The 25,467-nt window shown below is 60.0% G+C and carries 24 protein-coding genes; 13 read left to right on the forward strand and 11 right to left on the reverse strand.

Annotated elements, in window-relative coordinates:
• Positions 1-31: 31 nt before the first annotated feature.
• On the reverse strand, positions 32-1,735 hold the full coding sequence (locus DN745_RS07295; RefSeq protein ID WP_204355106.1) for a SulP family inorganic anion transporter: 1,704 nt from the start codon (positions 1,733-1,735) through the stop codon (positions 32-34).
• A gap of 278 nt (positions 1,736-2,013) precedes the next feature.
• Between DN745_RS07295 and DN745_RS07300 the strand changes: the two genes are divergently transcribed.
• Together DN745_RS07300 and DN745_RS07305 are read left to right on the forward strand one after the other, a co-directional pair.
• A complete protein-coding gene (locus tag DN745_RS07300; RefSeq protein WP_111333429.1) occupies positions 2,014-2,589 on the forward strand; it encodes a hypothetical protein in 576 nt (191 codons plus the stop codon).
• 124 nt (positions 2,590-2,713) lie between these two features.
• Positions 2,714-3,286, forward strand: coding sequence for a MepB family protein (locus tag DN745_RS07305; RefSeq protein ID WP_204355107.1), 573 nt, complete (start codon positions 2,714-2,716; stop codon positions 3,284-3,286).
• On the opposite strand, the gene DN745_RS07310 is transcribed toward DN745_RS07305, so the two are convergent.
• Positions 3,268-3,591, reverse strand: a complete 324-nt coding sequence (locus DN745_RS07310) for a DUF3817 domain-containing protein (RefSeq protein ID WP_204355108.1) — start codon at positions 3,589-3,591, stop codon at positions 3,268-3,270. The two genes, DN745_RS07305 and DN745_RS07310, sit on opposite strands and share 19 nt — an antisense overlap.
• An 89-nt stretch (positions 3,592-3,680) precedes the next feature.
• On the reverse strand, positions 3,681-3,950 hold the full coding sequence (locus DN745_RS07315) for a hypothetical protein (RefSeq protein ID WP_133622074.1): 270 nt from the start codon (positions 3,948-3,950) through the stop codon (positions 3,681-3,683).
• 303 nt (positions 3,951-4,253) lie between these two features.
• Here DN745_RS07315 and DN745_RS07320 point away from each other — a divergent pair, with 303 nt between their 5' ends.
• Positions 4,254-4,760: a DUF2914 domain-containing protein gene (locus tag DN745_RS07320; RefSeq protein ID WP_111333433.1), complete on the forward strand. Its 507-nt coding sequence runs from the start codon at positions 4,254-4,256 to the stop codon at positions 4,758-4,760.
• A 63-nt stretch (positions 4,761-4,823) separates the two neighbouring features.
• On the opposite strand, the gene DN745_RS07325 is transcribed toward DN745_RS07320, so the two are convergent.
• The 6 genes from DN745_RS07325 to DN745_RS07350 form a co-directional block, all read right to left on the reverse strand.
• Positions 4,824-5,579, reverse strand: coding sequence for an ABC transporter ATP-binding protein (locus DN745_RS07325; RefSeq protein WP_111333435.1), 756 nt, complete (start codon positions 5,577-5,579; stop codon positions 4,824-4,826).
• Between the two features lie 69 nt (positions 5,580-5,648).
• Positions 5,649-6,311, reverse strand: coding sequence for a hypothetical protein (locus DN745_RS07330; RefSeq protein ID WP_111333437.1), 663 nt, complete (start codon positions 6,309-6,311; stop codon positions 5,649-5,651).
• A gap of 27 nt (positions 6,312-6,338) precedes the next feature.
• Positions 6,339-7,193: an MlaE family ABC transporter permease gene (locus tag DN745_RS07335; protein WP_111333438.1), complete on the reverse strand. Its 855-nt coding sequence runs from the start codon at positions 7,191-7,193 to the stop codon at positions 6,339-6,341.
• An 85-nt stretch (positions 7,194-7,278) separates the two neighbouring features.
• Entirely contained in the window at positions 7,279-8,049 is a 771-nt protein-coding gene (locus DN745_RS07340) for an MlaE family ABC transporter permease (RefSeq protein WP_111333440.1), read from the reverse strand.
• Positions 8,050-8,052: 3 nt separating this feature from the next.
• A complete protein-coding gene (locus tag DN745_RS07345) occupies positions 8,053-8,793 on the reverse strand; it encodes an ABC transporter ATP-binding protein (protein WP_162687528.1) in 741 nt (246 codons plus the stop codon).
• The gene (locus tag DN745_RS07350) at positions 8,790-9,851 is read right to left on the reverse strand and encodes a tetratricopeptide repeat protein (protein WP_133622073.1); all 1,062 of its coding nucleotides are present in this window, start codon (positions 9,849-9,851) and stop codon (positions 8,790-8,792) included. The genes DN745_RS07345 and DN745_RS07350 overlap by 4 nt, the downstream gene beginning before the upstream one ends.
• Before the next feature lie 406 nt (positions 9,852-10,257).
• Between DN745_RS07350 and rplC the strand changes: the two genes are divergently transcribed.
• Positions 10,258-10,938, forward strand: a complete 681-nt coding sequence (gene rplC / locus DN745_RS07355) for a 50S ribosomal protein L3 (RefSeq protein ID WP_111333445.1) — start codon at positions 10,258-10,260, stop codon at positions 10,936-10,938.
• Between the two features lie 305 nt (positions 10,939-11,243).
• Positions 11,244-13,208 (forward strand): cyclic nucleotide-binding domain-containing protein, encoded by a 1,965-nt coding sequence (locus tag DN745_RS07360; protein WP_111333446.1) that lies wholly within the window; start codon positions 11,244-11,246, stop codon positions 13,206-13,208.
• Positions 13,209-13,219: 11 nt separating this feature from the next.
• On the opposite strand, the gene DN745_RS07365 is transcribed toward DN745_RS07360, so the two are convergent.
• Both DN745_RS07365 and DN745_RS07370 read right to left on the reverse strand, forming a co-directional pair.
• Positions 13,220-14,056 (reverse strand): methyltransferase domain-containing protein, encoded by an 837-nt coding sequence (locus DN745_RS07365; RefSeq protein WP_133622072.1) that lies wholly within the window; start codon positions 14,054-14,056, stop codon positions 13,220-13,222.
• A 4-nt stretch (positions 14,057-14,060) separates the two neighbouring features.
• Positions 14,061-17,699 carry a tetratricopeptide repeat protein gene (locus DN745_RS07370; protein WP_111333449.1) on the reverse strand — a complete coding sequence of 1,213 codons (3,639 nt, stop codon included), beginning with the start codon at positions 17,697-17,699 and terminating at the stop codon, positions 14,061-14,063.
• A 260-nt stretch (positions 17,700-17,959) separates the two neighbouring features.
• Between DN745_RS07370 and DN745_RS07375 the strand changes: the two genes are divergently transcribed.
• The 8 genes from DN745_RS07375 to DN745_RS07410 all read left to right on the forward strand — a co-directional run bounded on the left by DN745_RS07375 (position 17,960) and on the right by DN745_RS07410 (position 25,375).
• Positions 17,960-18,532 (forward strand): hypothetical protein, encoded by a 573-nt coding sequence (locus DN745_RS07375; RefSeq protein ID WP_111333451.1) that lies wholly within the window; start codon positions 17,960-17,962, stop codon positions 18,530-18,532.
• A gap of 8 nt (positions 18,533-18,540) precedes the next feature.
• Positions 18,541-19,278 carry a hypothetical protein gene (locus tag DN745_RS07380; protein ID WP_133622071.1) on the forward strand — a complete coding sequence of 246 codons (738 nt, stop codon included), beginning with the start codon at positions 18,541-18,543 and terminating at the stop codon, positions 19,276-19,278.
• A gap of 102 nt (positions 19,279-19,380) precedes the next feature.
• Positions 19,381-20,541, forward strand: a complete 1,161-nt coding sequence (gene sucC / locus DN745_RS07385) for an ADP-forming succinate--CoA ligase subunit beta (protein WP_111333454.1) — start codon at positions 19,381-19,383, stop codon at positions 20,539-20,541.
• A gap of 65 nt (positions 20,542-20,606) precedes the next feature.
• The gene (gene sucD, locus DN745_RS07390) at positions 20,607-21,479 is read left to right on the forward strand and encodes a succinate--CoA ligase subunit alpha (protein WP_111333455.1); all 873 of its coding nucleotides are present in this window, start codon (positions 20,607-20,609) and stop codon (positions 21,477-21,479) included.
• A gap of 191 nt (positions 21,480-21,670) precedes the next feature.
• The gene (gene ndk / locus DN745_RS07395; RefSeq protein WP_111333457.1) at positions 21,671-22,096 is read left to right on the forward strand and encodes a nucleoside-diphosphate kinase; all 426 of its coding nucleotides are present in this window, start codon (positions 21,671-21,673) and stop codon (positions 22,094-22,096) included.
• Positions 22,097-22,120: 24 nt separating this feature from the next.
• Complete coding sequence (gene rlmN / locus DN745_RS07400) at positions 22,121-23,398, forward strand: dual-specificity RNA methyltransferase RlmN (protein WP_111333458.1); 1,278 nt, start codon at positions 22,121-22,123, stop codon at positions 23,396-23,398.
• 107 nt (positions 23,399-23,505) lie between these two features.
• A complete protein-coding gene (locus tag DN745_RS07405; RefSeq protein ID WP_111333460.1) occupies positions 23,506-24,423 on the forward strand; it encodes a PfkB family carbohydrate kinase in 918 nt (305 codons plus the stop codon).
• Positions 24,424-24,538: 115 nt separating this feature from the next.
• The gene (locus tag DN745_RS07410) at positions 24,539-25,375 is read left to right on the forward strand and encodes a hypothetical protein (protein WP_111333462.1); all 837 of its coding nucleotides are present in this window, start codon (positions 24,539-24,541) and stop codon (positions 25,373-25,375) included.
• Positions 25,376-25,467 lie beyond the last annotated feature (92 nt).

Raw genomic sequence — 25,467 nt, forward strand, 5'->3', positions numbered from 1 at the left:
CCCCGCGCGCTTGGTCGGCGCAGCGGGGCGTTTACTTAGGCGCGCCCTGGTGGAAATCCGCGATCGCGTCCTCGACCGTGTCGGCGTAGGTCATCAGCGGCGGGTGCAGCCCGTGCACCTCGAGGACTTGCTGGACTTTGGGGCGCGTGCCCGTCAACCACAAGTCAATCTTGCGTTTTTGGGCCTTTTCGGCCAGCCCGTCGATGATATTGGCGCTGGTTGCGTCTAAAAGCGGCACTTCGCTGAAGTCGATGATCAACGCGCGATGTTTATCCTGAATGCGGTCCAGGATGCTATCGATTGAGGCGGCCGCGCCAAAGAATAGCACGCCGGTGATACGGTAGATGACGATCGCCGGGTCGGTGGATGGTGCGCCATCGGTCGGCGTAATGGTGTCGGCATCGGCGCGATCCGCGCTCACAAATGGGGTGTCGGACTCGACCTCGAGCATCGTGCTCATGCGGCGAATAAAGAGCAGCGCGCCCATCAGGACACCGACCAGAATCGCCTCGGTCAGGCCTTTAAAGACCGTCAAGATGAAGGTCACCGCGAGCACCGCCGCTTCGCCGCTTCCGGAGCGCATCAGGATAGAGATCGCGGATTTCTCGATCATATTCCACGACACCACCAGCAGCACCGCGGCCAGGGCGGCCAGCGGGATATAGGCGGCCAGCGGGGCGGCGAGCAGCATAAAGAGCAGCAGAAAAACCGAGTGAAGCATCCCCGAAATCGGCCCGTTTGAGCCTGCGCGCACATTTGTCGCCGTGCGCGCGATGGTGCCGGTGACGCAGAAGCCGCCAAAAAGGGCGGAGCCAATATTCGCGACGCCCTGGGCGACGAGCTCGCAATTTGAGCGGTGGCGCCGGCCGGTCATGCCGTCGGCGACCACGGCCGAAAGAAGCGATTCGATTGCCCCGAGCATCGTGAAAGACACCGCAGCGGGCATCACAGCGATGACCTTATCCATCGACAAGGCGGGCATCTTTGGCGCGGGCAGGGCCGAGGGAATGCCGCCGAATTCGGTGCCGATGGTCGAGACAGGAAGATCGAGAAAGGCCGCGGCGAGCGCGCCGGCCGCGATGGCGATGAGCATGCCTGGCCATTGAGGACGCCAGCGGCGAAGCCCCAGGATGATGGCCAGGGCCGCCAACGCCAGCGCCAACGACACCCACGTCATACTCGCCCGCACGTCCCAGAGCGCCACGATTTTGGCCAGGAATGCGCCGGGTTCGTCTTCGATGGTCAGCCCGAAGAAGTCCTTCAATTGGCTCGCCCCGATGATGATCGCGATGCCCGCGGTAAACCCGACGGTCACCGGATAGGGGATAAATTTGATAAACACCCCTAAGCGCAAAAAACCTGCGATCGCCAGCATGATGCCGGAGAGGAGGGTGGCGAGGATGAGGCCGTCCATGCCGTGCAGCGCGACCGTGGAGGCGACCAGGACGATAAACGCCCCGGCCGGCCCGCCGACCTGATAGCGTGAACCCGACAGCATGGAGACGAGAAAGCCGCCGATAATCGCGGTATATAGCCCCTGCGCCGGCGTGGCGCCCGAGGCAATCGCGATGGCCATCGACAGCGGCAGCGCGACGATGGCGACGGTGAGCCCGGCGATGGCATCGCCGCGCAGCTTCGCCAGGCTATAGCCTTCGCGCAGCACCGTTATGAGTTTCGGGGTAAAGAGATCGACAAAGCTTGGCGCAGTGCGTTGACTGCCGTTGGAATCGTTCACGTCGGGCGCTACTTGGGTGTTTGAGTAGTATGAGCCCGGTGGGTTTTCTACAACCTGCCAGGCGCGATGGCTTGGGGGTCCTGCAGAAGCAGCCAACAGTTCGGTCATCTGCCTATTAATGTCAATACAGACCCGCGCTGCAGATGCCTGCGCGGGCGCCGGCAAAGGTATGGGTTGAATTGAGGTTGCGCATAGGGCACGGATGCCCTAGGATTCGACGCGTTTGACGGTCAAAATAAATCGTGCGGTAGCAACCGTGTGTCATTGAGGTAGTTTGGATGAAGTTGAAAAATAAGCGACTTATTGCAGTGGCAACCCTGGCGGCGTTTAGCCAGATTGCCTGTTATAATACCTATTTTATTCAGAAGCCCGAGCTTCAGAAGCTTGAGAGCCAGGTCGAACAAAAAGAGGTCGTGGTCGTCTATGGCGACTGCGCCGAGACCACGACCGCGTCGAATACCGCCGTCGAAATGGACGGAACGATGTGGGCCGAGGCAGCGCCGGTTGCCCAGGGCGACACCGCCTCGGACGCGACCTCGACCACCGGTTCGCCCGAGCCGGCTGAGCGCGCTGGCTGCACGCGCGTGCCGGTCTCGACGGCCAACGCCGTCAACGTGGTGTCCACCGACGGTGAGACCTTCCGGGTGACGCCCTTTAACTTCATGATGAGCGACCAGCAGCTCGTCTCCCCGGAGTACGACCTGTTGATGAACCTCGACCAGGTCAAGGGCGCTGAAGTCCAGGAGTTCAGCACCTGGAAGACCGTGTCGACCATCGTGGGCGTGAGCGTCGTGGCCATCGGTACCTTCGTGGGTATCAGTGTCCTGGCGCCGGACGGACGCGGCTTCGAATAAGTCCAAATGGTGTCGCGTGTTTGAGCGGCGCGGTTTTGGCAAGAGATATTAAGAAAGCCAGCCATCTCCTGAAGTTTCGGAGATGGCTGGCTTTTTATTGTTGAGGATGCGGCAGGAGAGATTGTTGAGTTGTGAGCAGGAAGGCCAATGTTCCGGGGCGAATTGGGGCGAGAAAATGGGCGCCGAGGGTGTGCCCGATTCGCTTCGACATTTCGTCTGGCATGTGCTTGGGCGCATGCGTGAGTCGGGTGTTTCAGAGCTTGAAGTCGAGGCGGAGAGCCGTGAATATAGCGCGGCGAGGTTTGAGTGTTTCGGGAAAAAATGCCTCTTTCGCCAGGCGAAAACAACCCCCAGAAAGGCGGGGCAATTCGTTACAATCTGGAAGCGCGTGGAGCCCGAAGCCCCTATCGCGCCTTTTGATATCGCCGACCCGGTCGACATCGTCGTGGTCGCCGTACAAGACGCCGAAAACCGGGGCTACTTTGTATTTGGGAAGGCCCTGCTCGCGCGAAAACGGGTCTTTAGCAATGGAGCCAAGGAAGGGAAGAGGGCGATGCGGGTCTACGCCCCCTGGGTCGAGGTGACCTCCGCGCAGGCAAGGCGAACGCAGGCATGGCAGGGGGCGTGCTTTGTGTCGGTGCCGGTCGTCGGCGATGCGCAGTACTTGGCCGAACTATTTTATGCGCCGTCCGTCTGAATCGCCCACTTTTGCGCCGGCCGGTGAAGCCAATAGTCAAAATAGAAGGTGCCGAAGGGGAGCAATGATGCCAGGAACGCGTAGAGCATGAGTTTGGGCGTCCATTCGTATTTATAGGATACGATGATGCCTAGAATCACGAACGCGACAAAGAGGCCGCCGTGGGCCCGTCCGACCATCGTGACCATCTCGGGGGAGTCAGCCATATATTTGAGCGGCATCGCGATGAAGAGCAGCACCAGCCAGGAGAGGCCTTCGATGAACGCGACAATGCGGAACAGCAGGAACAGAGCGTTGGACGGCATAATCATTCTCAAGAGTTAGAGGGCATAAGAAAGTGCCACGGCCGAATCTGGGGCGGCCGTGGCACCTTAGAACTGGTCTTCGCCGAGGGTTATTCCGTGGCTTCGTCGATCTTATCGCCGGCTTCTTCAGCCGCTTCTTCGATCTTATCGCCGGTCTCTTCGGCGGCCTCGTTCAACTCTTCTCCGGCCTGCTCAAGCTCGCTCTTGCCCTGGAGTTCGTCGGCCGCGTTGTCGACACCTTCACCGAGTTCGTCGGCGGCGTTTTCAATCTTCTCGCCGGCGGTCTCAGGTTTCTTCTCACAGGCGATGCTGCCGATGGAGAAGGCAGCGACGAGGATCATCATAATGAATGGACGCATATCAAATCACCTTTAGGGTCATACTTCATGAAAATGCCATGGATGCGACGTGCTGATCACGGGGATCCATTTGGCTTTTGGGAGTGGAGAGATTCTACGCGTTTGGCGATGATGTCAACCGTCGTGCAAATAATGCACAGCAGTCGCGGGGCCTTGGCGCGTGTCTCCATGATTTGCTAGGGTGTGCCCATATCATCCGTTTGAGAGTTTTAAGAATAGTCAACGCAGTAGAGATCTGTTCCCGGAACGGTCGGCTGATACGAAGACGCATGTCGATAACTATTCATTGAATTGGAGACGAGAATGAAGACCCGAAAACCGAACCTCATCGCATATTTCGTGGGCGCGTTGATGCTTGTCGCGGTTCCCGTCACGGCCCAGCAGAAGGCGCCGGCCGACGCGAAGATGGCGAAACCCGCGGTTGAGAAGAAGGCCGTTAAGAAGGTGGAGGCGACCAAGACGCCGGCGCGCGCGGCGACTGCGTCGGCCGCTGGGCTGCAGGTGGTCGAGGCGAAGGCCGCAGGCGGGGTCACTGATCGCGAGGCGGTCGACGCGGCTTCTTCCTTTGCGCCCGGCGACGAGGTCACCGTCTGGGCCGCGATTCGAAATACCGACAGCGCCAGGGATATTAAGATGGTCTGGTTCGCCAATAATAAAGAGGTCAGCTCGCTCGATATCGAAGTCGGCAAGAGTTGGCGATGGCGCACCTGGATGAAGAGCAAGGTGTGGGCGGGCGATTGGAAGGTTGAGATTCAAGATGGTTCCGGCACCGTGCTCGAGACCGTCGAGTTCTCGGTGAAGGCGACCTGAGTTTGAGGCTGAATAAAAAACGCCCGCGCCGATTCATCGGCGCGGGCGTTTTTTTGTGTTCCGTTAATTCGGCTCTTCCATCGGGCCTTCGGGGTTGCCGGTGATAAATTGCTGAACGACCGGGTCGGTCGAGTTCTGGAAGTCGTTCTGGCTGCCGTCAAAGAGCAGCTCGCCCTTATAGAGCATGGCGATGCGGTCGGCGATGCCGAAGATGCTGCGCAGGTCGTGGGAGATGACGATGCTGGTGACGCCCAGGTTGTCCGACAGGTGGCGGATCAGCTTATCGACCATCGCCGCCGAGATGGGGTCGATGCCGGTGGTCGGCTCGTCAAAGATGACATATTCGGGGCTCAGGCTCAGCGCGCGGGCGATGGCGACTTTTTTGCGCATCCCGTCGCCAAAATCCGACGGGTATCGGTCGGCGTAGTTGTGCATGCCGACTTTTTTCAGGAGCTCCATCGCCTGGTCGCGCGCCTCCTGTTTGGTCACGTCGAGGTGCTTTCGAATCGGGAGCATCACATTCTCGATGAGCGTCATCGAGTCGAAGAGCGTTGAGTTTTGGAAGACCATCGCGCAGCGTTTTCGGATGGGATAATACTCCTTCTCCGTGTAGTCGGTGATGTCGGCGCCGTCGAGGTAGATGCGACCCGCGTCGGGGCGCAAAAGCCCCACCAGATGCTTCACCAGCACGCTCTTGCCCGCCCCGGACTGCCCGATCACAAAGAAGACCTCGCCGGGCTTCACGCTGAGCGTGACGCCGCGCAACACGTGCTTGCTGCCAAAGCTTTTATAGATGTCTTTGAACTCAATTGTTCCCATAATCGCTCCATTTTGCCCGTGTTGGTGTCGCCAGGCGCGCGAGGGTGCAGCGTATAAGTCAGTGCGGCCTTAGAAGCCGTATTGGAAGCCGAGGCTCAGGCGGTGAAACGACCAATTCTCATCGGCCCAGGGGTCATTTTCGTCGTAGTGGTCGGGGCGCGCGAGTCCCTGCAGGATCGGGAGTGAATAGCCCACCTGCACGAGCAAAAAGCGCTCGTCAGCCGTCCAGATATAGCGGCCAAGGCGAAGCTCGCCGCCCAGGACCTGCAAGGGGGCGTCTTCGAGGTGCGCGGTGAAAAGATGAATCCCCGCGTTTGCGACCCAGCCGCTCTCCTGGCCGAAGGGCAGCAGATGCCCATAGATGCCGACCTGCCAGGCGAAGTCGCTCGCGCTGGGCGCGGCGCCATCTTTGCCCGCGGTGTGCGCGCGCATCCATTGCACGCCGGCCTCGGCTTCGGCCGACATGAAGAAATAGCGGTTGATGGTGTGAGACAGCCCAACCTGCGCCATGCCCGCGCTGGTGAACGCGGTGTCGGCCGTGGAGTCAAGCATAAAACCCGGGTCCAGGCTGAGGCCCACGGTTAAGTATTGGCGCCCCTCGTTGGGTTGGGCGACCTGCTGGGCCTGGGCGTCGGAGAGCGAAAAGGCAGTCGCGCAGAGCATGGCGACGAGCGCGACCGAGCCGCGAAGAGCCGGCTTCGAGGAAGTTCTTAATTCGGATAAATAACGCATACTAATTCGGGGTGTGGGTGTTCAGGCTTATAAGATCGCGAGGATCGCGTAGCCGATGCCGGAGATAATAAAGTCGAGCACGATGACGGCGAGGCTGGCGTTGACGACCGCTTTGGTGGTGGCCAGGCCGACGCCCTCACTGCCGCCAACCACGCTTAGCCCCGCCTGACACGCGGTGATCGGCACCGCGATACCATAGGCAATCGCCTTGGCCATGCCGATCCACAGGTCAAACCAGGTGAGCATGCCGAAGTCGACGAAGGTGCGCGGGTTGACGCCGTAGAAGGCGTTCGCGGTGATCGCGCCGGCGATAAAGGACACGATGATCGCGAAGACCGTCAACACGACCATCATGATGAGCGCCGCGATAAAGCGCGGAACAACCAGGTAGTCCACCGGCTGAGCGCCGCTCATGCGCAGCGCGTCGACCTGTTCGGTGACCACCATGCTGCCCAGCTGGGCGGCCATGCCGGTGCCTACGCGCGTGGCGAGCATCATGGCGGTGATGGTCGGGGCGAACTCGCGCAACAGAAGTTGCAAGAAGAGGGCGCCAAGCAACGACAAATCGCCCGTGATGCGGTTGGCCTGGAAGCCGGCCTGGAAGATGAGAATCATCCCCAGAAACCCCAGCGTCACCGCGATAAATACGATGGAGCGGTTCCCGATCTCGTACATCTGCGAGATGATGTCATTTCGCCGCCGCGGCCCGCCCTTGCCGTTGATGATATAATAGATGGTCAGCCCGAGGATGCGCACCATATCGCGCAGCGTGCCGTAGAGCTCCAGGATCGGCGCGCCGATACCGGCGAGCATATTGTGCACGAAGCCGGGCGACGCCTCCTCGACTTGGGCGTTCGGGTCTTGGGTTGTTTCTGCGGCCATAATGCGTGTCGCTCAGGCTGAAATCAGTGAATCATGCGCGAGGGCTCGAGAGGCGGCGTCGAGAAGACGCGGCACAAGTCATCTCTCAGTGCATCGCGTAGGTGATAAAATAGTCAAAGACGAAGATGGCGATGGCGCTGCCGACGACCGAGGCGTTGACCGCCCGGCCCACGCCCACCGCGCCGCCGCGGGTGCTCATGCCAAAATAGCAGGAGATAATGCCGATAGAATACCCGAAGACGATCGCCTTCCAGAGGCCGTGGGTGAAGTCCTCGAGCTTGATATACTCGATGATACTCCAGACGAATAACTTCACGTCCACGCCCAGCAACACCTGGCCGGTGATGGCGCCGCCGAGCAGCGCGGCGAAGTCGCCGATGATGACCAGCAGCAGCAACATCACGACCATCGAGATGATGCGCGGCACCACAAGGTAGCGGACCGGGTCGATGGCCAGGGCGCGCAGGGCGTCGACCTGGTCGGTGATCTGCATGGTCCCAAGCTCGGCGGTGGTGTTGGCGCCGACGCGCCCCGAGAACATCAGCCCGATCATAATCGGGCCGACCTCGCGCAGCACGCTATAGCCCGCGCCCCAGCCGAGCAGGCCGTAGGCGCCGTATTTCTCGATGAACATACCGGCCTGGATCACCATGATGGCGCCGGTCAGCAGCGCGGTGACCACGACGATGGGGAAGCTCTTAACCCCGATGCGGTACATGCTGCGCCAGACCTGCTGGCCGTCGAGTTTCCAGGGCGCCGAGTTGGCGAAGACCTTGACCATCATGAGCACGAGCCCACCGATGGTGTCGGACCAATCCAGGAATTGTTTGCCGATTTTTCGAAGCGGATTGATCATGGTCTACCCGAGCTCGTCGTCGCTGGATGCATCCCAGAATTGGCGCACGAGCTTGATGTCTGTTTCTTCGATTTCTTCGCGGCTGCCGTGGAAGACGATCTGGCCGCGATCCAACATGAGGAAATTCTCGCAGATATCTTTGATGCCGTCGATATCGTGGCTGACCGTGATTGAGGTGGTGCCCTGGTCATCTTTCATCTGGGTGAGCAGGCGGAAGATCTTCGAGCTCGTCACCGGGTCGAGGCCAGCGGTGGGGTCGTCATAAAATAGAATCGGCGGCTTATGAATCACGGCGCGCGCAAAGCTCACGCGCTTCTTCATGCCGCCGGAGAGCTCGTTGGGGAATTTCTGGGCTGCCGTGGGCAACCCGATCTCAACCAGGAGTCCTTTGACCAGCTCTTGAATCTCTTCTTCGCTGGCCTCGCCGGCCTGGCGCAGGGGGAACGCGATATTCTCGGAGACGGTCATATCGTCGAAGAGGGCGTAATTCTGAAAGAGCATGCCCAGGCTCTTTCGAAGCTCGGCGATCTCGGTCTCTTTGAGGCTCATCACGTCGACGTCGTTGATGAAGACCTTGCCGCTGTCGGGGCGAATCAGCCCGCAGATGATCTTAAGCAGCACCGTTTTGCCGCAGCCGCCCGGGCCGATAAGGCCCAGGTTTAAGCCTTCGTTGACCTCAAAGCTGATATTGCGCAGCACCGGGCGCCCCAGGTGGCTCTTGCAGACGTTCTCGACTTTAATCACTGCACAGCCTCCTCGCCGAGACGGCGTTTTACTTCGCGGATATAGCGGCTCTCGGGGTATTGCTTGGCGAACTCACGCATCGCCTCTTCGAAGGCTGTCTGGCCGTGCATCAGGCGCAGGACATGCACGCGGTCCCAGGCGACGTCGTCGGTGAGAAGCCCGTCGGGGAAGTCCACCAGAAATTGGTCGAATTCGCGCAGCGCCGCCGGGTAATCATCGAGGAAGAGCATATAGATATAGCCGAGGTTTCGGCGCGCGTCGTTGGCCCAGGGGGAGTTATCGTTGCCCATAAACCAGGCACTTTGCAGCAGACCGGCCGCCTTGCGATAGACCGCGATGGCGTTTGGCCAATCCTGGCGCTTCTCATAGATCTGGGCGGCCTCCCAGAGTGAGTCATCGGCCAGGTGGCCGTCGGGGTCTTCGGTCCAGACGCGACGATAATAGGGCAGGGCCTCCGAGGTGCGGCCTGCCTTATGGAGCTGGTGGGCCGCGGCGAATAAAAGCGTCCCGAGGGCGGGCTCGCCCTTTACCTTCGAGGCCAACTGATTGAAGTCGCGCTTCATCGCCTCGAAGTCGCCGGCCTTTTTATAATAGACCGCGTGGTCGCGCACCGCCATCTCGGCGGCCACCGAGCGGGGAAAACGCGTGATGGTGTCGCGGCGCATCTTAAGCGCGCGCTCGTGCTCACCGAAGTGTTCGTCGAGGATGATGCCGGTGCGATAATGCGCGGTCGCGCTCGCCTCGTCGTCGATCCCCTCGGCGTAGACCATCTTATAGCGCTTGAGCGCTTCGCCCCAATCCTCGCGTTGTGCCGATATCTTGGCCAGCTCGGTCAGCACGAAGCGGCGGGCGTCTTCGCTCGGCGGGTTCTTGAGCAGGCGCAGGTAGTCGCGCTCGGCCTGGTCAATTTTGCCTGCATCATGGGCGCGGCCCACCGCCAGGACCTTCTGGTCCCAATGGGCCACCGGACGATTGCTGCCGCAGCCGATCGCCATGCTCATCAGCGCGAGCAACGCCAGCGCAACAAAATGATGGATATATGGAAGAGTTCGTTTCAAATGTTCGTGGGGGCAATAACAGCGAATGACACAATTCTATTGTCGGACGAATCAACGGCGCGCGGCGCGGCACAAATCATGGGACCGCCAAGCGCCCATTTGAGTCCGACCTTTGTAATGCGTTCGCGCGCGATTGTACAACGGCGAGTTTTCGCCGAAGCAATGCGCCCGCCGGTTAGGCGAGGTTGCGCGCGAAAACCAACCATCTCGTCTTGACCATCCCTATATCGTCGGCTACAGGTGCGCCTCCATTATTTTGCGAGCGATCGCGGATGATGGGTTTTTCGTTTAGCTTCGCTCCCGAATCCTCGATGGATTCCTGCTCCGCTGCCAGCCGTGAATCAACGGCAAGAGGTAAGAGTGGTGAGGAGCCCCATTACACCTGTTGAATTTTGAGGCTAGTAAGATGCGTAAAGGAATGCTTGGAGAGAAAATCGGAATGACGCAACTGTTCGGACCCACCGGCGTCCGTATTCCCGTGACCGTCATCAAGGTCGCTGGAAACGTTGTCATTCAGAAGAAAAGTGTTGAAGGCAAAGACGGCTACTCGGCTGTCAAAATTGGCTTCGGCGACGTCAAGAAGCTTGAGAAAGAGGGCACCGAGTCGAAATATCGTCTCTCGCGTCCGGAAGTTGGTGTCTTCACCGCTGCTGGAATCGACGCCCCCCGCAAGCACGTGCGTGAGTTCCGCGTGAGCGAAGCTGACCTGGACGCATACACGGTTGGCGAAGAAATCCCCACGGACTTCTTCGAAGCTGGCGAGTATATCGACGCGACCGCGACCAGCAAGGGTCGTGGTTTCGCCGGTGTTATGGTTCGCCATAACTTCGGTGGTGGTAAAGCCACTCACGGTGTGCACGAAGCGTATCGTCATGGTGGTTCCATCGGTATGTCGGCAGACCCCGCGCGCGTCCTGGCCGGTACCAAGATGGCGGGCCAGTCCGGCAATGCGACCGTGACGATTCAGAACCTTCAGGTTGTCCAGGTGCTCCCGGAAGAGAAGGCAATTCTCGTCAAGGGTAGCGTCCCCGGCGCCAAAGGCTCGCTCGTGATGTTGCGTACGGCCACGAAGAAATATCAGGGATAATTCAGCCTCGTCGCTGAATCATCTTTGTTAAAAGAACCCGCCGAGTATCTGAAGCTAGATATTCGGCGGGTTCTTTTTGTGAGAATTGACATTGTGCCCCCTGCGTCGCTACTCTTTTGGGCGTCCGTTTATGCATGGCGGTCCATTTTTGCTATCGTGGGGGACCGCACGGCTTAGGCGTCGTGCCTCGTAGCGATTTAGTCACTCGTATTTGAAAGCTCTTGCCAATCTCACCTTTGACGCCGGCTCGCCGGTGTTTCGGACCTCACCTGCGTGGATGCGCGGGAAACCCAGTCGGTGGTATCATGACGTCGAAAAAGCTCAGGAAATACCTGGCTTATTACCAGAAAACGCTGCGTGAGGAGCCTGATAATATCGAGGCGCGCCTGCGGCTCGCCGCGGTCTTTCGGGATATGGGGCGTGAGGTGCACGCGATTGAGGAATACGCGACGGCGTCGCGCTTGCTGGCCCGTGAGGGCCTGGCGCTCGAGGCCATCGCGGCGTGCAAGGCGATTTTAGAGCTCGCCCCGGACCACACCGACACGCTGATGTTTTTGGCGCGCATGTACGCGCGGGTGCCCGACGCGACCGGAGGGGCTGCGCGCATCGCGCGCCCGCTTCAGGCCCAGCCGAGCTCGCCAAACGCCGGGCGTTTGAAGCCCTTGAGTCGCCCGGAGCCCACGGCTATCGCGGCCCAGCCCTTTGTTTTGGCCACGCCCAAACAGAGAGGGGCGGGGGTCGCCGCGGCCCAGGCCAATCGACGCCTGAATCAACCCGCCCGTGTCGCCGACCAACCCCACCAAGAGACAGTGGTCGGCAATATGGGTGAGGAATACGAGAAATATGTCGCCTCCCAGCGCGCCGAGCGGTTGTCCTCGCAGCCGACCCGCTCCAATGTCCCGGTCGTTAACCCGGAGAATGTGCGGCATACCCAGGAGATGGACGCGAGCGACCGTGAGGTGATCTTACGCGGGGCGACGCGGGTGTCGCAGGTCGACGAGGTCTCTGATGAGATGATGACCTTGAGCGCCGAGGCGAGCGCCGAGTTGTCGGTCAGCGGCGAGATCACCGCGGAGCGCGAACTCAGCGCCAATCAGGCCGATCTGCGCCGAACCCAGGATATCGACGCCAGCGATATCATCCTCGAAGAGACTGTCGCCGGCGATGACGCGGTGCGCGGCACCCAGGATATCGACGCCGACGATATTCTGCTCGAAGAAGATGTCGAGGATGAGCCGATCACCGATGAATTCAAGGTCGATAGTGAGGACGGCGCGGAGACCTTTGAGGCCGGCGTCTTCAATATGAAGAGCCTGGAGCTTGAGCAAGAGAGGAGTGGGCAGTGGGATGACCTGGCGTTCCTCGACGAGCTTGATGACCTCTACGAGGTGGAGACGCCCAATACCAGCGACCTGACCGCGATTATCGACGTCAATGAACCTGCGCCGGTGCTCAGCGTGAAGCGGGCCGACTTGCCCAATATACCGCTGTTTAGCGATCTCAATGCGTCGACCTTCGTGCAACTGCTCGAGCAAATGGAGTATCGGGTCGTCCCTCCTGACACCTATATTATCGAGTCTGGGTGCACGGACCCGGCGCTTTTTGTGATTGTGCGAGGCACCATCGTCGTGGAGCGAAAGCTCGATGATGAGAAGGTTGAGTTGGCCCGCATGGGGGAGGGGGAGTTCTTCGGCGAGTTTGCGCTGCTGACCGGGCGCAACGAATTGGCCAGCGTGCGCGCCGAGGGGGAATTGGCGCTGCTCGAGATCAGCAAGGATGTCGTGCATCGCATCGCCGAGACCGACCCCAAGATCTGGGACGTCCTCTGGGATTTTTATTATGTGCGCGTGCTAAACAATATGCTCACATCGAGCCGTATTTTCCGCAGCATGGGAGACGAGGCGCGCCATAATCTGATCAATAAATTCGAGCTTAAAGAACTCGCCGCCGGAGAGTTGCTCGCCGGGCAGGGCGCCTACGACGACCACGTCTATATTATCTCGTTGGGCGAGGTGCAGATCGAGATGCCGGGCGAGGGTGGCAAGCCCAGGGTCGTCGACACGTTGGGTGAGGGGGAGTTTTTAGGGTTGATCTCGGGGCTGGCCAATGAGCCGATGGTGGCAGATGTTCGCGCGGTCGGTGAGACGGCCCTATTGGGGCTGGCTGGCGAGGATTTCCGGCGCGTCGTGGCGACTTCCGCCGAGATTGAGCGCGAGGTCAAGGCGGCGGTAAAAATGCGGCGCCAGAGAATTGGCGCCGCGGCGGAGTGAGTCACGTCGGGTTAAGACGCGTCTTCGATATGTGCTTGCTCAAGACCGTTTCGCAGCGCCGAGTAGAACATCACCGCGCCGTAGGTTGAGAATCGCACCTCCTGGAACGGGCCTTCGCGCAGCTCGCGGGTTAAGAACTCCGCGGTGCGAAGTAGCGGGTACACGCCGTAGCGCTCGTAGCGGTCCAGCAGGGTGTCTGCGACCCCTTCCTGGCCGCGCACCAGGGCGGCGCCGGTCATAAACCCGTCGGCTCGCAGACACCGGCCAAACTCGCGCAGGGTTTTGGTGCGGTCCGCAAAGGTGTGCAGCCCGTGGAAGCTAATCAGGCTGTCGACGACCCCATCTCGAAAGGGAAGTTGCTGGAAGTCCGCCCGGATAAGCTGCACCTTCTCACCGCTGGCCGCGAAGCGGCTCTTGGCCTTGCGGAGCATCTTCCAGGACTGGTCCACGCCGATCAGCGTCAAGTCATGATAGGGGGCGAGGACTCGGTCCAGCGGCATCCCCGTGCCGATCGGCGCGGCGACCACGACGCCCTTATTGCCGCGCCCCAGCGCCTGGTTCGACATGTCGACATAGCGCAGCGGATCGCAGCGCCACACGCCCATGCTCATCAGGGGGGCCACCAGATCGTAGATGCCTGCGATCAGGTTAAACAGCGTCTCGGTCCGATAGCTCCCGGGCGCCGGATTTCGCTCCGACGGCGTCATATCAATGATGCCGTCGACGATGGGGAATGCCTGGTCGCATTGCTCGCAGACCAGCGCCGGTCGTCGCGCGCTGCCGACCTGAAGCTGCGGGTTATTGCAGGTCGGGCAGGCGAGGAGTTCGAGGATAGATTTCGATAGCATCAACTTAGCCTTCACAGTGGTATTGGGATATCTGGGCGTCGAGCTTTGCCGTGGCGTCTGCGTCGTCGAAGCCGTCCATATTATTATAAAGTGTTTTGAGCGCCTTGAGCGCCCCGCAATGCGAGGGTTGCCTGTCGGTGGCGCGCTGGAGGGCTTTGAGCGCCGCCTCCTGATTCGGGCGGCGCTGCGCCAAATGGTAGCGACTCCACGCCAAATTCAGCGCCGGGTCGTCGGGATCACCGTTGTCCGAGGCGCGCTGTAATTCGCGCTCCACGAGGCGATGGGCCCCGTCGTAACGGGCCGCGTAGGTCATCGCCGTCTGCAGATGATGTTGGGTGATCCAATATTTGGAGGCGATGGTTTCTTTGAGCTTTCGCCCGGCGATCGCCAGGTTCTGAGAGGCGTCTCGAACCCGGCTCTGCTCGCGGCGGATCTGGCCAAAGACGACCCATGCGGCCGGTCCCCACTCAATATCATCGAGCGCGGGCTTCAGGATGGCCTCGGCGCGGTCATGCTCCCCGAGGTTCGACAGGGTCTGGGCGAAATACACCGCCGCGTTGGCCTCGTTGGGCGACTGCTTGGAGGCGCGCTCGAAATAGCCGAGCGCCGCGGTATATTTTTGCTGCGAGAACGCCAGGCGTCCTTCGGCGAAAAGATGCAATGAGCTTGTCGCCGCGGGGGTTCCGGCCCAGCGGTTGATGGCCGCTTCGGCCTTTGCGGTGTCGTATTGATTCAGCCAGTGCAGCGCGTGGTATTGGCTCACGCGCGGGTCGTTGGGGAAGTCACGCGAAATCCGCTCGAAAAATGCGTCCTCCTGCTTGTCGCGCTTCAGGTGGAGTTTGGCTGCCGAGAGCACGCCGGGCAGATAGCGCGGATTATTCTTCTGGGCGGCGTCGCAATAGTCGATGGCCGCCTGCTCGTCCTGTTTGAGGCGCGCGTACTCGCAGAGGGTATAGTGGATAACCGCCGGGTTGCCGCCGTACTCGAGGGCGTCGTCGAGCATCTTCTTTGCCCGGGCAAGCGGCGCCTCCGGGGCGCGTGAGGTCTGGGCAATATGCAGAAGGGCGAGGGCCCCGTCGTGCAGAACCGACGGGTGCTTCGGGTTATTCTTAAGAACGCGCTCGAAGGGCTTCTCAAGGGTTGTGCGCTCGCGACTTTGCGCCAGTTCGGCCAGCAGAAGGCTGCTTGCGCGCGCCGGAGCGAACTTCTCGTCCATCTTTAAGGCGGTCGCGAAATCCTTGGCGGCCTGGTCGGGGCGATTCATATCGCGGTAGGCAAGACCCTTCTTCCACAGCGCTTCCGCGCTTCGCAACTCCGCGGATTCGATGGTCTTAATCGCCATCTCAAAGCGGGCGGTGAGACGGTAGAGTTCGGCGCGCTGCAGCAGCAAGGCGGTCGAACTCACGCCGGCGTCCTCGGCGTCCTTGATAAGTTGAAGCGCCTTTTCAAGCCGCCCGTCATGGATGAACAGCTCCACCATGGGCGTATAGACAACGCTGCGCTGGGGGATCGTCTTGATCGCCTGCTGGTTATGCTCCTCGGCTTTGGCGAGGTTCTTTTGGCGCATCTCGACCTCGGCCATGGCATTATGGGCCTTGGCGAGTTGCAGCGGGGAGCTCTGCTCAGCGCGTTCTTCGAGTATGTCTTTAAGAAGCTCCGTCGCCTCCTCGAGCGCCTTGGGCTCTTCCGTTTGGCGCACCGATTGGCTGCGTTTAATCCGCGCGGAGATATGCGTGGGGCTTAATGTCGTGAGGATATGACGAAAGCGCGCGTCGGCGGGCACTGCTTTTCCCAGCGCCAGGTCGACCATGCCGAGCAGATAGTGCTCGTGGACGCTCGGCGCACCCTTTGCGCGAATGGGCAGCGTCGCCATCGAGGCCGATTCGACGTCGCCAGCGGCGAGCTGGGCGTGAATCAGCGCGATCGTCGCGTTATCGCTATTGGGTGCGCTCTTGCGGGTTTGACCGAGCAGCGCGATCGCCTGGGTGTAGTGGCTCTTTGAGAGCATCTGATAGGCACGGGCGATGTTCAGGTTCGGATTGCCGGGGGCCAGGGCTTCGGCGCGCCTGGCGGTCTCCTCGGAGTCGCGGGTATTATAATATTCGTAGCGATACTCGATCATCGCGCGCAGGTGAACCAACTCGGCCAGCGCCTCGCCGCGGGCTTTTTCGGCGGCGCCCATCATCCCAAAGCCGCTGAGCACGCCGTCAATCGACGCGCCCATCGGGCCGTGAGTGTCGATGGCTTCGCTGAGAATGCGCTCACCGTTGAGATAGTTCTGGTAGGTGTCGAGCGCGGTCTGCGCCTTGCCCTGGGCGATTTGCTCCTGGATTGCATCGGCGGCGGCCGAAGATTCGCTGCCGACCATCACCCCGCCGGCGATGACGCCGAGGAGGAGCAGCGCGGCGACCATGGGCAGGGCGTATTTGCGCATCTTTGGAGGTATAGCGCTGCGCTGGCTCGGGATCGCCTGATTCCGCAGGGTGACCTTGGGCTCGGCCTTGGCGGTCGCGGTTCTTAGGTGCTCGCCCGGGGAGGCATTGGCAGAGAGCTCGGGCGCTCGCTTTGGCGCAGGGATCGGGCGCTGCGCGTCGACCGCAAAAAGACGGTCCGTTCGGCGATGTTGCGCTGGCCGCGAGGCGCTACGGTCGGGGATTTGAAACGGGTCAAGCTCAATGGCGTCGACCTCGTCGGCGCCCGACGCGGTGTCGCTATCATAAGCGCGCGCGTCGTTTCCCAGGCGCCAATCGGCCGCGGGTTCCGATAGCGCGGGCGTGGCGACCGGGGGATTCAGCGGCATTTGCATCTGAAATTGGGTGTCGGCGACGTCATCCCATTCGTCCTCTCCGCCGTCATCCCATTCCAGATCGTCGTCGCCGAAGGCATCGGACGAAGGAATGTGCGCGGCGGGGCGCGGCGCGGTATCCTGCTCCAAGAATACGTCTTCGTCGGCGTCCAAAAAGTCGGCCGCGTTGAGCGGTTCGGCGTCAAAGTCAGGGGCGGCGTCGAACTCAGGGCCGCCGTAGAAGTCGCGCTGTGCGAACTCCGAATCATCCGCCAGGAGATCATCACGCTGGATGCCCAGGGCGTCGTCGATGCGACCTACGATCGTGCGCGTGGCGTTATAGTCATCCTCATCTTGCGCGGCGACCGGGAGTCCCAGGTCGACCAACAATTCGTTGACCGACTCGTCGTTGGCGCCGGGGTCGATACTTTTGTGCTGCAACTCATCGGTTTCGACGTGCTCACCTTCCGCATAGGTCGGGGAGTCGTCGGCGGGCTCCAGCGAGGACAGGCTGTCGAAGGAGCCGCCGGCAAAGATATCGGAGTCGTCAAGCTCGTCGGGGCGCTCGAAGGCGTTGAGCTCAAGGGATTGAGACTCGAGGGTGGTCACCTCAAGCTCATCAAGCTCCTGGGTGACCGGATCTGCGTCGGACTCGGCGTTCTGCCTTTGAGACGCCTGCAGCGCCGCGTCGATCGCCGGCGTGGGGCAGCGATCGTTGGCCCGGCGGAGCAACTCAGCGGCCCCGGCCAGGTCGCCCTGGGCTTGGAGCACGCGCGCGCGCTCGAGCAGCGCGGCCTCAGAGTTGGGGAGGGCGGCCAGGAGTTCGTTGAATTGCGGATTTGGTGGCGACTTCTGCATAGCGAGCGCTACCTGCTAAAGGTCAGTGCATTGAAAATGATAGATCGAGACGACGAAACGTTGCAGCTCTGCACATAAAGACGGCGCCTTCGCGCGCGAAACTATCATATAGGCGAAAGGCCGACCACTGGTACCGGCATCCGAGTGGGGCTGGATATCAAGATATCTTTGGTGCATCCTTCCGCGCGGGATCTCTGTAAATCTATTAGACCCGCGCGCAATCAAAATTAAGCGAACTACAAAATTTAAGGTGATCATCAATGGCAAACTCACCGACAAAATCGACGCTTGGCGTCTCACTCTTCGTCGCGTCCGCGTTTCTACTGAGCGCTTGTGCCTCGTCGGTCTACCATCTTCCGCCGCCGCCGACCCCCGCGGGCCAGGCGGCCGCGGCTGCAGATGGCGAGGCGTCAGCCGTCGATGACGAGGCGCTCGATGCTGCGGCTCGGGCGAGCTTGTTGAAGCTCTACGAGCTGGTCAAGCGTGAGCAATACGAAGAGGCTGAGCAATATTTAAGCCAGGAAACCCGGGATTTTTTGAGCGCAGCCAGCGGCGTCAATGACCCGTCTGCGTTGCTCTCCAGCGGGGAATTCAAGCATCGAGACGGTCGAGTGCTCCAGGTCAATCCGGTGAATTTATTATTCGGCGGAAATATCGTCAGCGTTCGAGACGCTCTCAAGGAGGCGGATGAGGGTGAGACCGCGAATCGACGGGTGCTCTATGTGATTGACCCGCAGGAAGTGTCGCACCGAGTCATAATGATTTCTGAAGGTGGTAAATGGGTATTACATACGACGTCAATCAGCGCGGACGGGGCGAGACTGGCCCAATGAATCACCACGTGTCTGATCCCAATGAAGCGGCGCGCTCGCGCGCTGAGCAGGCGCCGGATCCCGAGATTGTCGACGCCGAGATTGAAGAGCCGGGCGGGGCGGCGTTGGAGCCGGTGCGCCCGCCACCCCCGGCGCGGCTGACCCACCACCCGAGCTCAGGCGGGCTGGTCTATGAGCCGATTGTCCGACAGGTATCCCATACGGAGTTTCAGGTCTGTGGGCGCCGGGAGGTCTCGGGGGCCATCCCCTGGGGCTTCTGGGGCGGGGTGTTGCTCGCCTTCGTGGCGTATTTTCTGATCACCGGGACCCAGGGGTTCTGGTCGATTATGGATATCGCGTGGGCGATGGTCGCCTTAACGGTAGGGCTCGTGCTATTTCGCTTCGGCAAACGGTCTTCTCGCCGGCTCGACGTTCTATGCGCGTTGGATTTTGAGCGCGAGATGATCGTGTGGCCGGCCGCGACTGAGTCGGCAAGCGGCGTGTCCCAGGGTTCACTGGGGAGTGGGGAGTTAGTGCTCAATTTCGAGGAGATTGAAGAGGTCGTCTTTGCGATGATCGACTACCCCCTGTCTCAGCGAAAAAACGATGTCGATGTTCACGCGTTCACGCTTTTGGTGCGCGACGGTGAGCAGCGGCTGATACCCGTTATCGAGGCGACGCCTGCCAAAGGGGCGGCCCACGAGATCGCCAAGATGATCGCAGGCCAGCTCCGGCTTAATATAAGTTATGTCGGAAATGGCTTCTGAGAGAGTGAAAAACTAGTTCTGTATGCTTGACGCCGATCGAAGTGCGTAGGTATAGACGACGCAACAAATCGGCCAAATCCCAGCGAAATAGGTTAGGTGCGGATGAACATTCATGAGTATCAAGCGAAGCAAATCTTTAAGAAATACGGCATTAAAACGCCCAACGGCATTCCGGCGTTCAGCGTCGACGAAGCGGTTGAAGCGGCCAAAGAACTCGGCGGGAATTTCTGGGTTGTAAAAGCCCAGATTCACGCCGGCGGACGTGGTAAAGCCGGTGGAGTCAAACTCGCGCGCAGCCTCGATGAGGTTCGCGAGTTGGCTGACGAAATTCTCGGCAAGACCCTGGTGACCCACCAGACCGGACCCGAAGGCGCGCTCGTGCGTCGCCTTTATATTGAGTCCGGCGCCGATATCGCCAGCGAGCTCTACCTTGCAGCCGTCGTTGACCGCGACAGCGGTCAAATCGTCCTGATGGCCTCGACTGAGGGCGGCGTCGATATCGAAGCCGTCGCCGAGGAAACCCCCGAGAAGATCTTCAAGGTCTACGTGAACCCGATGATTGGCTTTGCCGATTATCAAGGGCGCGAGCTGGCCTTCAAGTTGGGCCTCGAAGGCAAGACCGTGTTCCGCGCTGCTTCGATTATGAAGAAGCTGTACACGGCATTTGTCGAGACCGACGCGGATCTGGTTGAGATCAACCCGCTGGTCGTGACCGGCGACGGCGATGTCATCGCTCTCGACGGCAAGATGAACTTCGACGACAACGCGCTATTCCGTAACCCGGAAATCGAAGCGATGCGCGACGAGCACGAAGAAGACCCGGCCGAACTCGAAGCCAAAGCGCACGGCTTGAGCTACGTCAACCTCGACGGCAATATTGGCTGCATGGTCAACGGCGCCGGACTTGCGATGGCCACCATGGACATCATCAAGCATTTCGGTGGTGACCCGGCCAACTTCCTCGACGTAGGTGGCGGAGCCACGGCTGAGACCGTGACCGAAGCCTTCAAGATCATCACCTCCGACGACCGCGTCGAGGCGATCTTCATCAATATCTTCGGTGGAATTATGCGCTGCGACGTGATCGCAGAGGGCGTGATTGCCGCGGTCAAAGAAGTGGGTCTGGAAGTGCCGCTGGTGGTTCGCCTCGCGGGCACCAACGACAAGGCCGGCAAAGAGATTCTGTCCAATAGCGACCTGAATATCATCGCCGCCGACACCATGGCCGATGGCGCCCAGAAGGTCATCGCTGCGATTAGCTAATCGACGCGAAGTCCTGAGTTGTGCCACTGAAGTTTAACCTCAAGTTATTTTGAAGGTAGCGATATATGAGTATTCTCATTGATGAAAATACGCGGGTCCTGGTTCAGGGCCTGACCGGTTCGGCGGGTAGTTTCCACGCCTCCCAGATGCTCGAGTACGGCACGAAGGTTGTGGCTGGCTCGACGCCCGGCAAGGGCGGACAGTCCGTGCACGGCATTCCGGTCTTCGACACCGTCGCTCAGGCGGTCAAAGAAACCGGCGCTGACGCCAGCGTCGTGTACGTGCCGCCGGCATTCGCCGCCGACGCGCTCCTCGAAGCCGCTGATTCCGGCATTCCGCTGGTCATCGCGATCACCGAGGGCATCCCCGTTCAGGATATGATCGCGGTCAAACGCTATTATACCGAACGCGGCGTGCGTCTGGTTGGCCCGAACTGCCCCGGTGTCATCAGCCCGGGTCTGTGCAAGATCGGCATCATGCCTGGTCATATCCATATGCAGGGACGCGTCGGCGTCGTGAGCCGCTCCGGCACGCTCACCTATGAAGCCGTCGGTCAGCTCAGCGCCCTGGGTATTGGTCAGTCCACCTGTGTCGGTATCGGTGGCGACCCCATCAACGGCACCGACTTCATCGACGTGCTCCGTCTCTTCGAAGAAGACGAAGACACCGACGCCGTCATCATGATCGGCGAGATCGGCGGCAGCGCCGAGCAGGAAGCAGCTGCATGGGTCAAGGCAAATATGTCCAAGCCCGTGGCAGGCTTCGTGGCTGGCGCAACCGCCCCGCGCGGAAAGCGCATGGGCCACGCCGGTGCGATTATCAGCGGCGGTGGTGGAACCGCGGCTGAGAAGCAGGCTGCGATGCGCGACGCCGGCATTGCCGTCGCTGAGACGCCCGCAGATATGGGCACCACGCTGCAGAGTATTTACAAAGGTTAATTCTCCCGAATTGACCCGATGTCGCGGGTTGCTCTGCAACCCGCGACAAGCTATAGGCAGCTGAAAATGATGCGCCGGTGACGGCTTATTTGTCTCCGGCGCGTTTTTTTGCCGTTTAATCCGTCGCAACACAATATCTTTTGCGTTTGCGCTCATTTCTAATTTCTTTCAATATCAAATGGAGCTGAACCATGGCCATCGAAACAACGCTGAGCATCCTTAAGCCTGACGCCATTGAGAAAAACATCATTGGCAAAATCATCGCCAAATTCGAAGAGAAGGGCCTGACGCCGGTCGGTCTTCGTATGGTACACCTGAGCGAGCGCGAAGCTGGCGAGTTCTACGCCGTGCACGCTGAGCGTCCGTTCTTCGGTGAATTGGTTGAGTTCATGACGCGCGGCCCGGTGGTCGTGATGGCTCTTCGCGGCGAAGATGCGGTCAACCGCAACCGCGAGATCATGGGCGCCACCAACCCGGCCGACGCCGACGCCGGAACCATCCGCGCCGAGTTCGCCACCAGCATCGGTGAGAACACCGTGCACGGCTCCGACTCGGTGGAGAACGCCGAAATCGAAGTGAATTTCTTCTTCAGCGGCACCAACCTGTTTTCACGTTGATGCAGCATTGACCCCGGGATTACGATGAGCAGCGAAACGATCAATAAATCTAATTCAGAATCTGCATCGGGAGACGTCCAAGAGGCGGCACCCGAGTCAAATCCCGGGCCAAGCCAATACGTCCTTGACGCCATTGAGACGCTCCACGCGCTCGAGAAAAAGCTCAAAGAGGATCCCTCGGCGACGCTTGAGCCCGCGGAGCGCATCAACCTGCTGGACTTCTCCATTGAGGAACTCCAGGAGTTGGTGACCGAAGGGATGGGGGAGCGCAAATTCCGCGCCAACCAGCTCTTCGGGTGGATGTATGCGCGCCTGGCGCGTGACTTCAGTGAGATGACGAATCTCTCCAAGGATTTTCGCACCCGTCTCGAGAACGTCACCCGCCTTGCGCCCATCGAGTTTTTGGGCGTGCAGCGCACCGGTGCCGATGGCACCAGCAAGCTTACCTTCAAATGCGACGATAACGCGATCATTGAGACCGTGCTTATCCCGTCGGAGAACCGAAATACCCTGTGTATTTCGAGCCAGGTCGGCTGCGCCATGGGTTGCACCTTTTGCTTTACCGCAAAGATGGGCCTTCGCCGCCACCTCACGACCGCCGAGATCGTCGGCCAGGTCGTGCTCGCGCGTCAGCATTTGAGCGAGGAATTCGGCCGCATCGGTAATATCGTCTTTATGGGCATGGGAGAGCCGCTGCACAATTACGATAATGTGCTGCGCACCGTGCACCTGTTGACCCACGTCGACGGCCTGGACTTCTCGCGTCGCCGCGTCACGATTTCGACCTCCGGTCTGGTCCCGCAACTGCGCAAGCTCGGCCACGACGCCGACGTGCAGCTCGCGATCAGCCTCAACGGAACCAACGACGAGCAACGCGGGCAATTGATGCCGGTCAACGACCGCTGGAATATCCAGGAGTTGCTTGATTGCGTGCGTGAATATCCCCTGGAGAAACGCCAGCGCGTGACCTTCGAGTTCGTTATGCTCAAGGATATCACCGACCGCATGGAAGACGCCAAGCGTCTGGCGGACCTGGTCCAAGACCTTCCCTGCAAGGTCAACCTCATCCCCTTTAACCCGCATCCCGGCACGCCGTTTGAGACGCCCGACGAGGCGCAGATCGACCGCTTCCAGGCGTATCTGATCAAGCGCGGGATTCACGTCTTGCGCCGCGCCACCCGCGGTCGCGATGAAATGGCAGCCTGCGGCCAACTCGGTAAACCCGGGGACCGTAAATTGCCGGCACATCTGCGCAAACGCCTTAAAATGTTTCACGAACAAAAAGAAGCGCAACAGGGCTAATCGCCCGATGCCACGGTCCCGGCGCGACTGCGCCGGGCGCTTCATGCATATCGCATTCTGCTCGAGCCGTATTCAATTCGCTAAGCTGTAACTGCCGCGAGGCTTTCATGAGTTTGTTGGTTGTAGGTTCTGTCGCGTTCGATAACGTCGAGACCCCGTTCGGTAAAGCCGAGCGGGCCCTTGGCGGATCGGCTCTCTATTTTTCGACCTCGGCGAGTTATTTTACCGATGTCAGCCTGGTCGCGGTCGTCGGGGAAGACTTCCCCGAAGAAGCCACGGAGTTCTTACACTCCCGCGGCGTCGACACGCGTGGGCTTCAACGCACCAAAGGGGAGACCTTTTGCTGGAAGGGTAAATACGGTTTCGACCTCAACGAGGCCGTGACCCTGGACACCCAACTTAACGTCTTCGGTGATTTTCACCCGGAGCTGCCGGCGGATTATTGCAAATCCACCCACGTCTTCCTGGCAAATATCGACCCCGAATTGCAGCTTGAAGTCCTCAAGCAAATCGAGAACCCGGAGTTCGTCGCGCTCGACACGATGAATTTCTGGATCGAGAGCAAGCGCGACGCGCTGATTGAGATCATCTCAAAGGTCGATATGGTCTTGATTAACGAGACCGAGGCGCGTCAGTTGGCCGACGACCCCAATATCGTCAAAGCCGCTCAGACGGTGCTGGCGATGGGCCCCAAATATGTTGTCATCAAGCGCGGTGAGTACGGCGCGCTGTTGTTCTGCGAGGACGATGAGCCGTTCTTCGCCCCGGCGTATCCGCTCGAAGCGGTCTTTGACCCGACCGGCGCTGGCGACACCTTCGCGGGCGGCTTGCTCGGCTTCCTGAGCAATAACGCCGAGGTTACCCCCGAGAAGTTGCGCCAGGCGATGGTCCTGGGCGGGGTAATGGCGAGCTTCTGTGTGCAGGAGTTCAGCTTTAATAACCTGCGTGATTTGAGCGATGATAAGATCGCCAAGCGTTTCGAGCGTTTTGAGAAGCTCGTGCGATTCAACTGCCTTGAGTCGTGATCTCGCTTTTGCGTATACTGATTTAAGCAAGTAACGATGACTGACCGCCTCGCCGTTGGCGAGGCGGTTTGCAATCCAATCAACGCGCCGAATGCGTTTTTATTGAGGAGACTAAATGATGACTAAATCGAAGACTTATTTGGCCCTGTTGATCGCCGGTTTGCTAATTTTTGGTGTGACGGCGTGCTCGGACGACTCCGACAGCTCGAACGATAGTGACAGTGGTGTTGAGCAAGACGCCACCGACGCGCCCGACGGCGAAGGCACCGGTGAATTGGACCCGCTCCCCGAGAGTTGGAGCTTCGAGAGCGAGTATTCGCTGCGCTTCACCAAATTCGCGCTCGACGATACCGCGCCGCTGCATAATCTGAATACGCTCCTCGACAAGAATATCAAGAATCAGGACGACAAGTATCCGATCGTGGTGCTTTTGAACCTGCGCAATATCGACGAGGGCGCCGGTAGCCTGGACCTTCGCGGTGGCGCTGGCCTGAAAGCAGACCTGGAATGCCTGCCGTCGCTCGGCGACAACTGTGATTATACGTGGGATCCGGACGACTCCGGTGAGTATACCATTGGTTCGGAGTTCGATGGCACCACCGGCGAGATGAAGGCCGGTCTCGCTGCGCTCGACTTTATCGTTACCTTTGAGAGCGGTGAGGACGTCCTTAAGTCGGCGATTCCGATCTCGGATTTGACCCTGACCGGCGCGCTGCGTCCGACCGCAGACGAGAGCGGCGTCGAGATTCAGAACGGTGTGTTGGTTGGGTATATCACCGAAGAGGCCGCGGCGGTCGCCGAGATTCAGCTCTCCGCTGGAGCCACGCCGCTGCTGCTGTCGGAGCTGCTCAAGTCCACGCCGAAGACCGACGACCTCGACGGCGACGGCACCAACGACGCCTGGCTGCTGACTGGCACATTCATCGCGGTCGAAGCTTCGATTGTTGAGTAAGTAATTCCGGCTCAATCGGATACAAAAATCCCCCGCAATCCATCAGTGATTGCGGGGGATTTTTTTGTCTACCGCTAACGGGGGGCTCAAAA

It is taken from the genome of Bradymonas sediminis (assembly GCF_003258315.1).
Taxonomy (GTDB): domain Bacteria; phylum Myxococcota_A; class Bradymonadia; order Bradymonadales; family Bradymonadaceae; genus Bradymonas; species Bradymonas sediminis.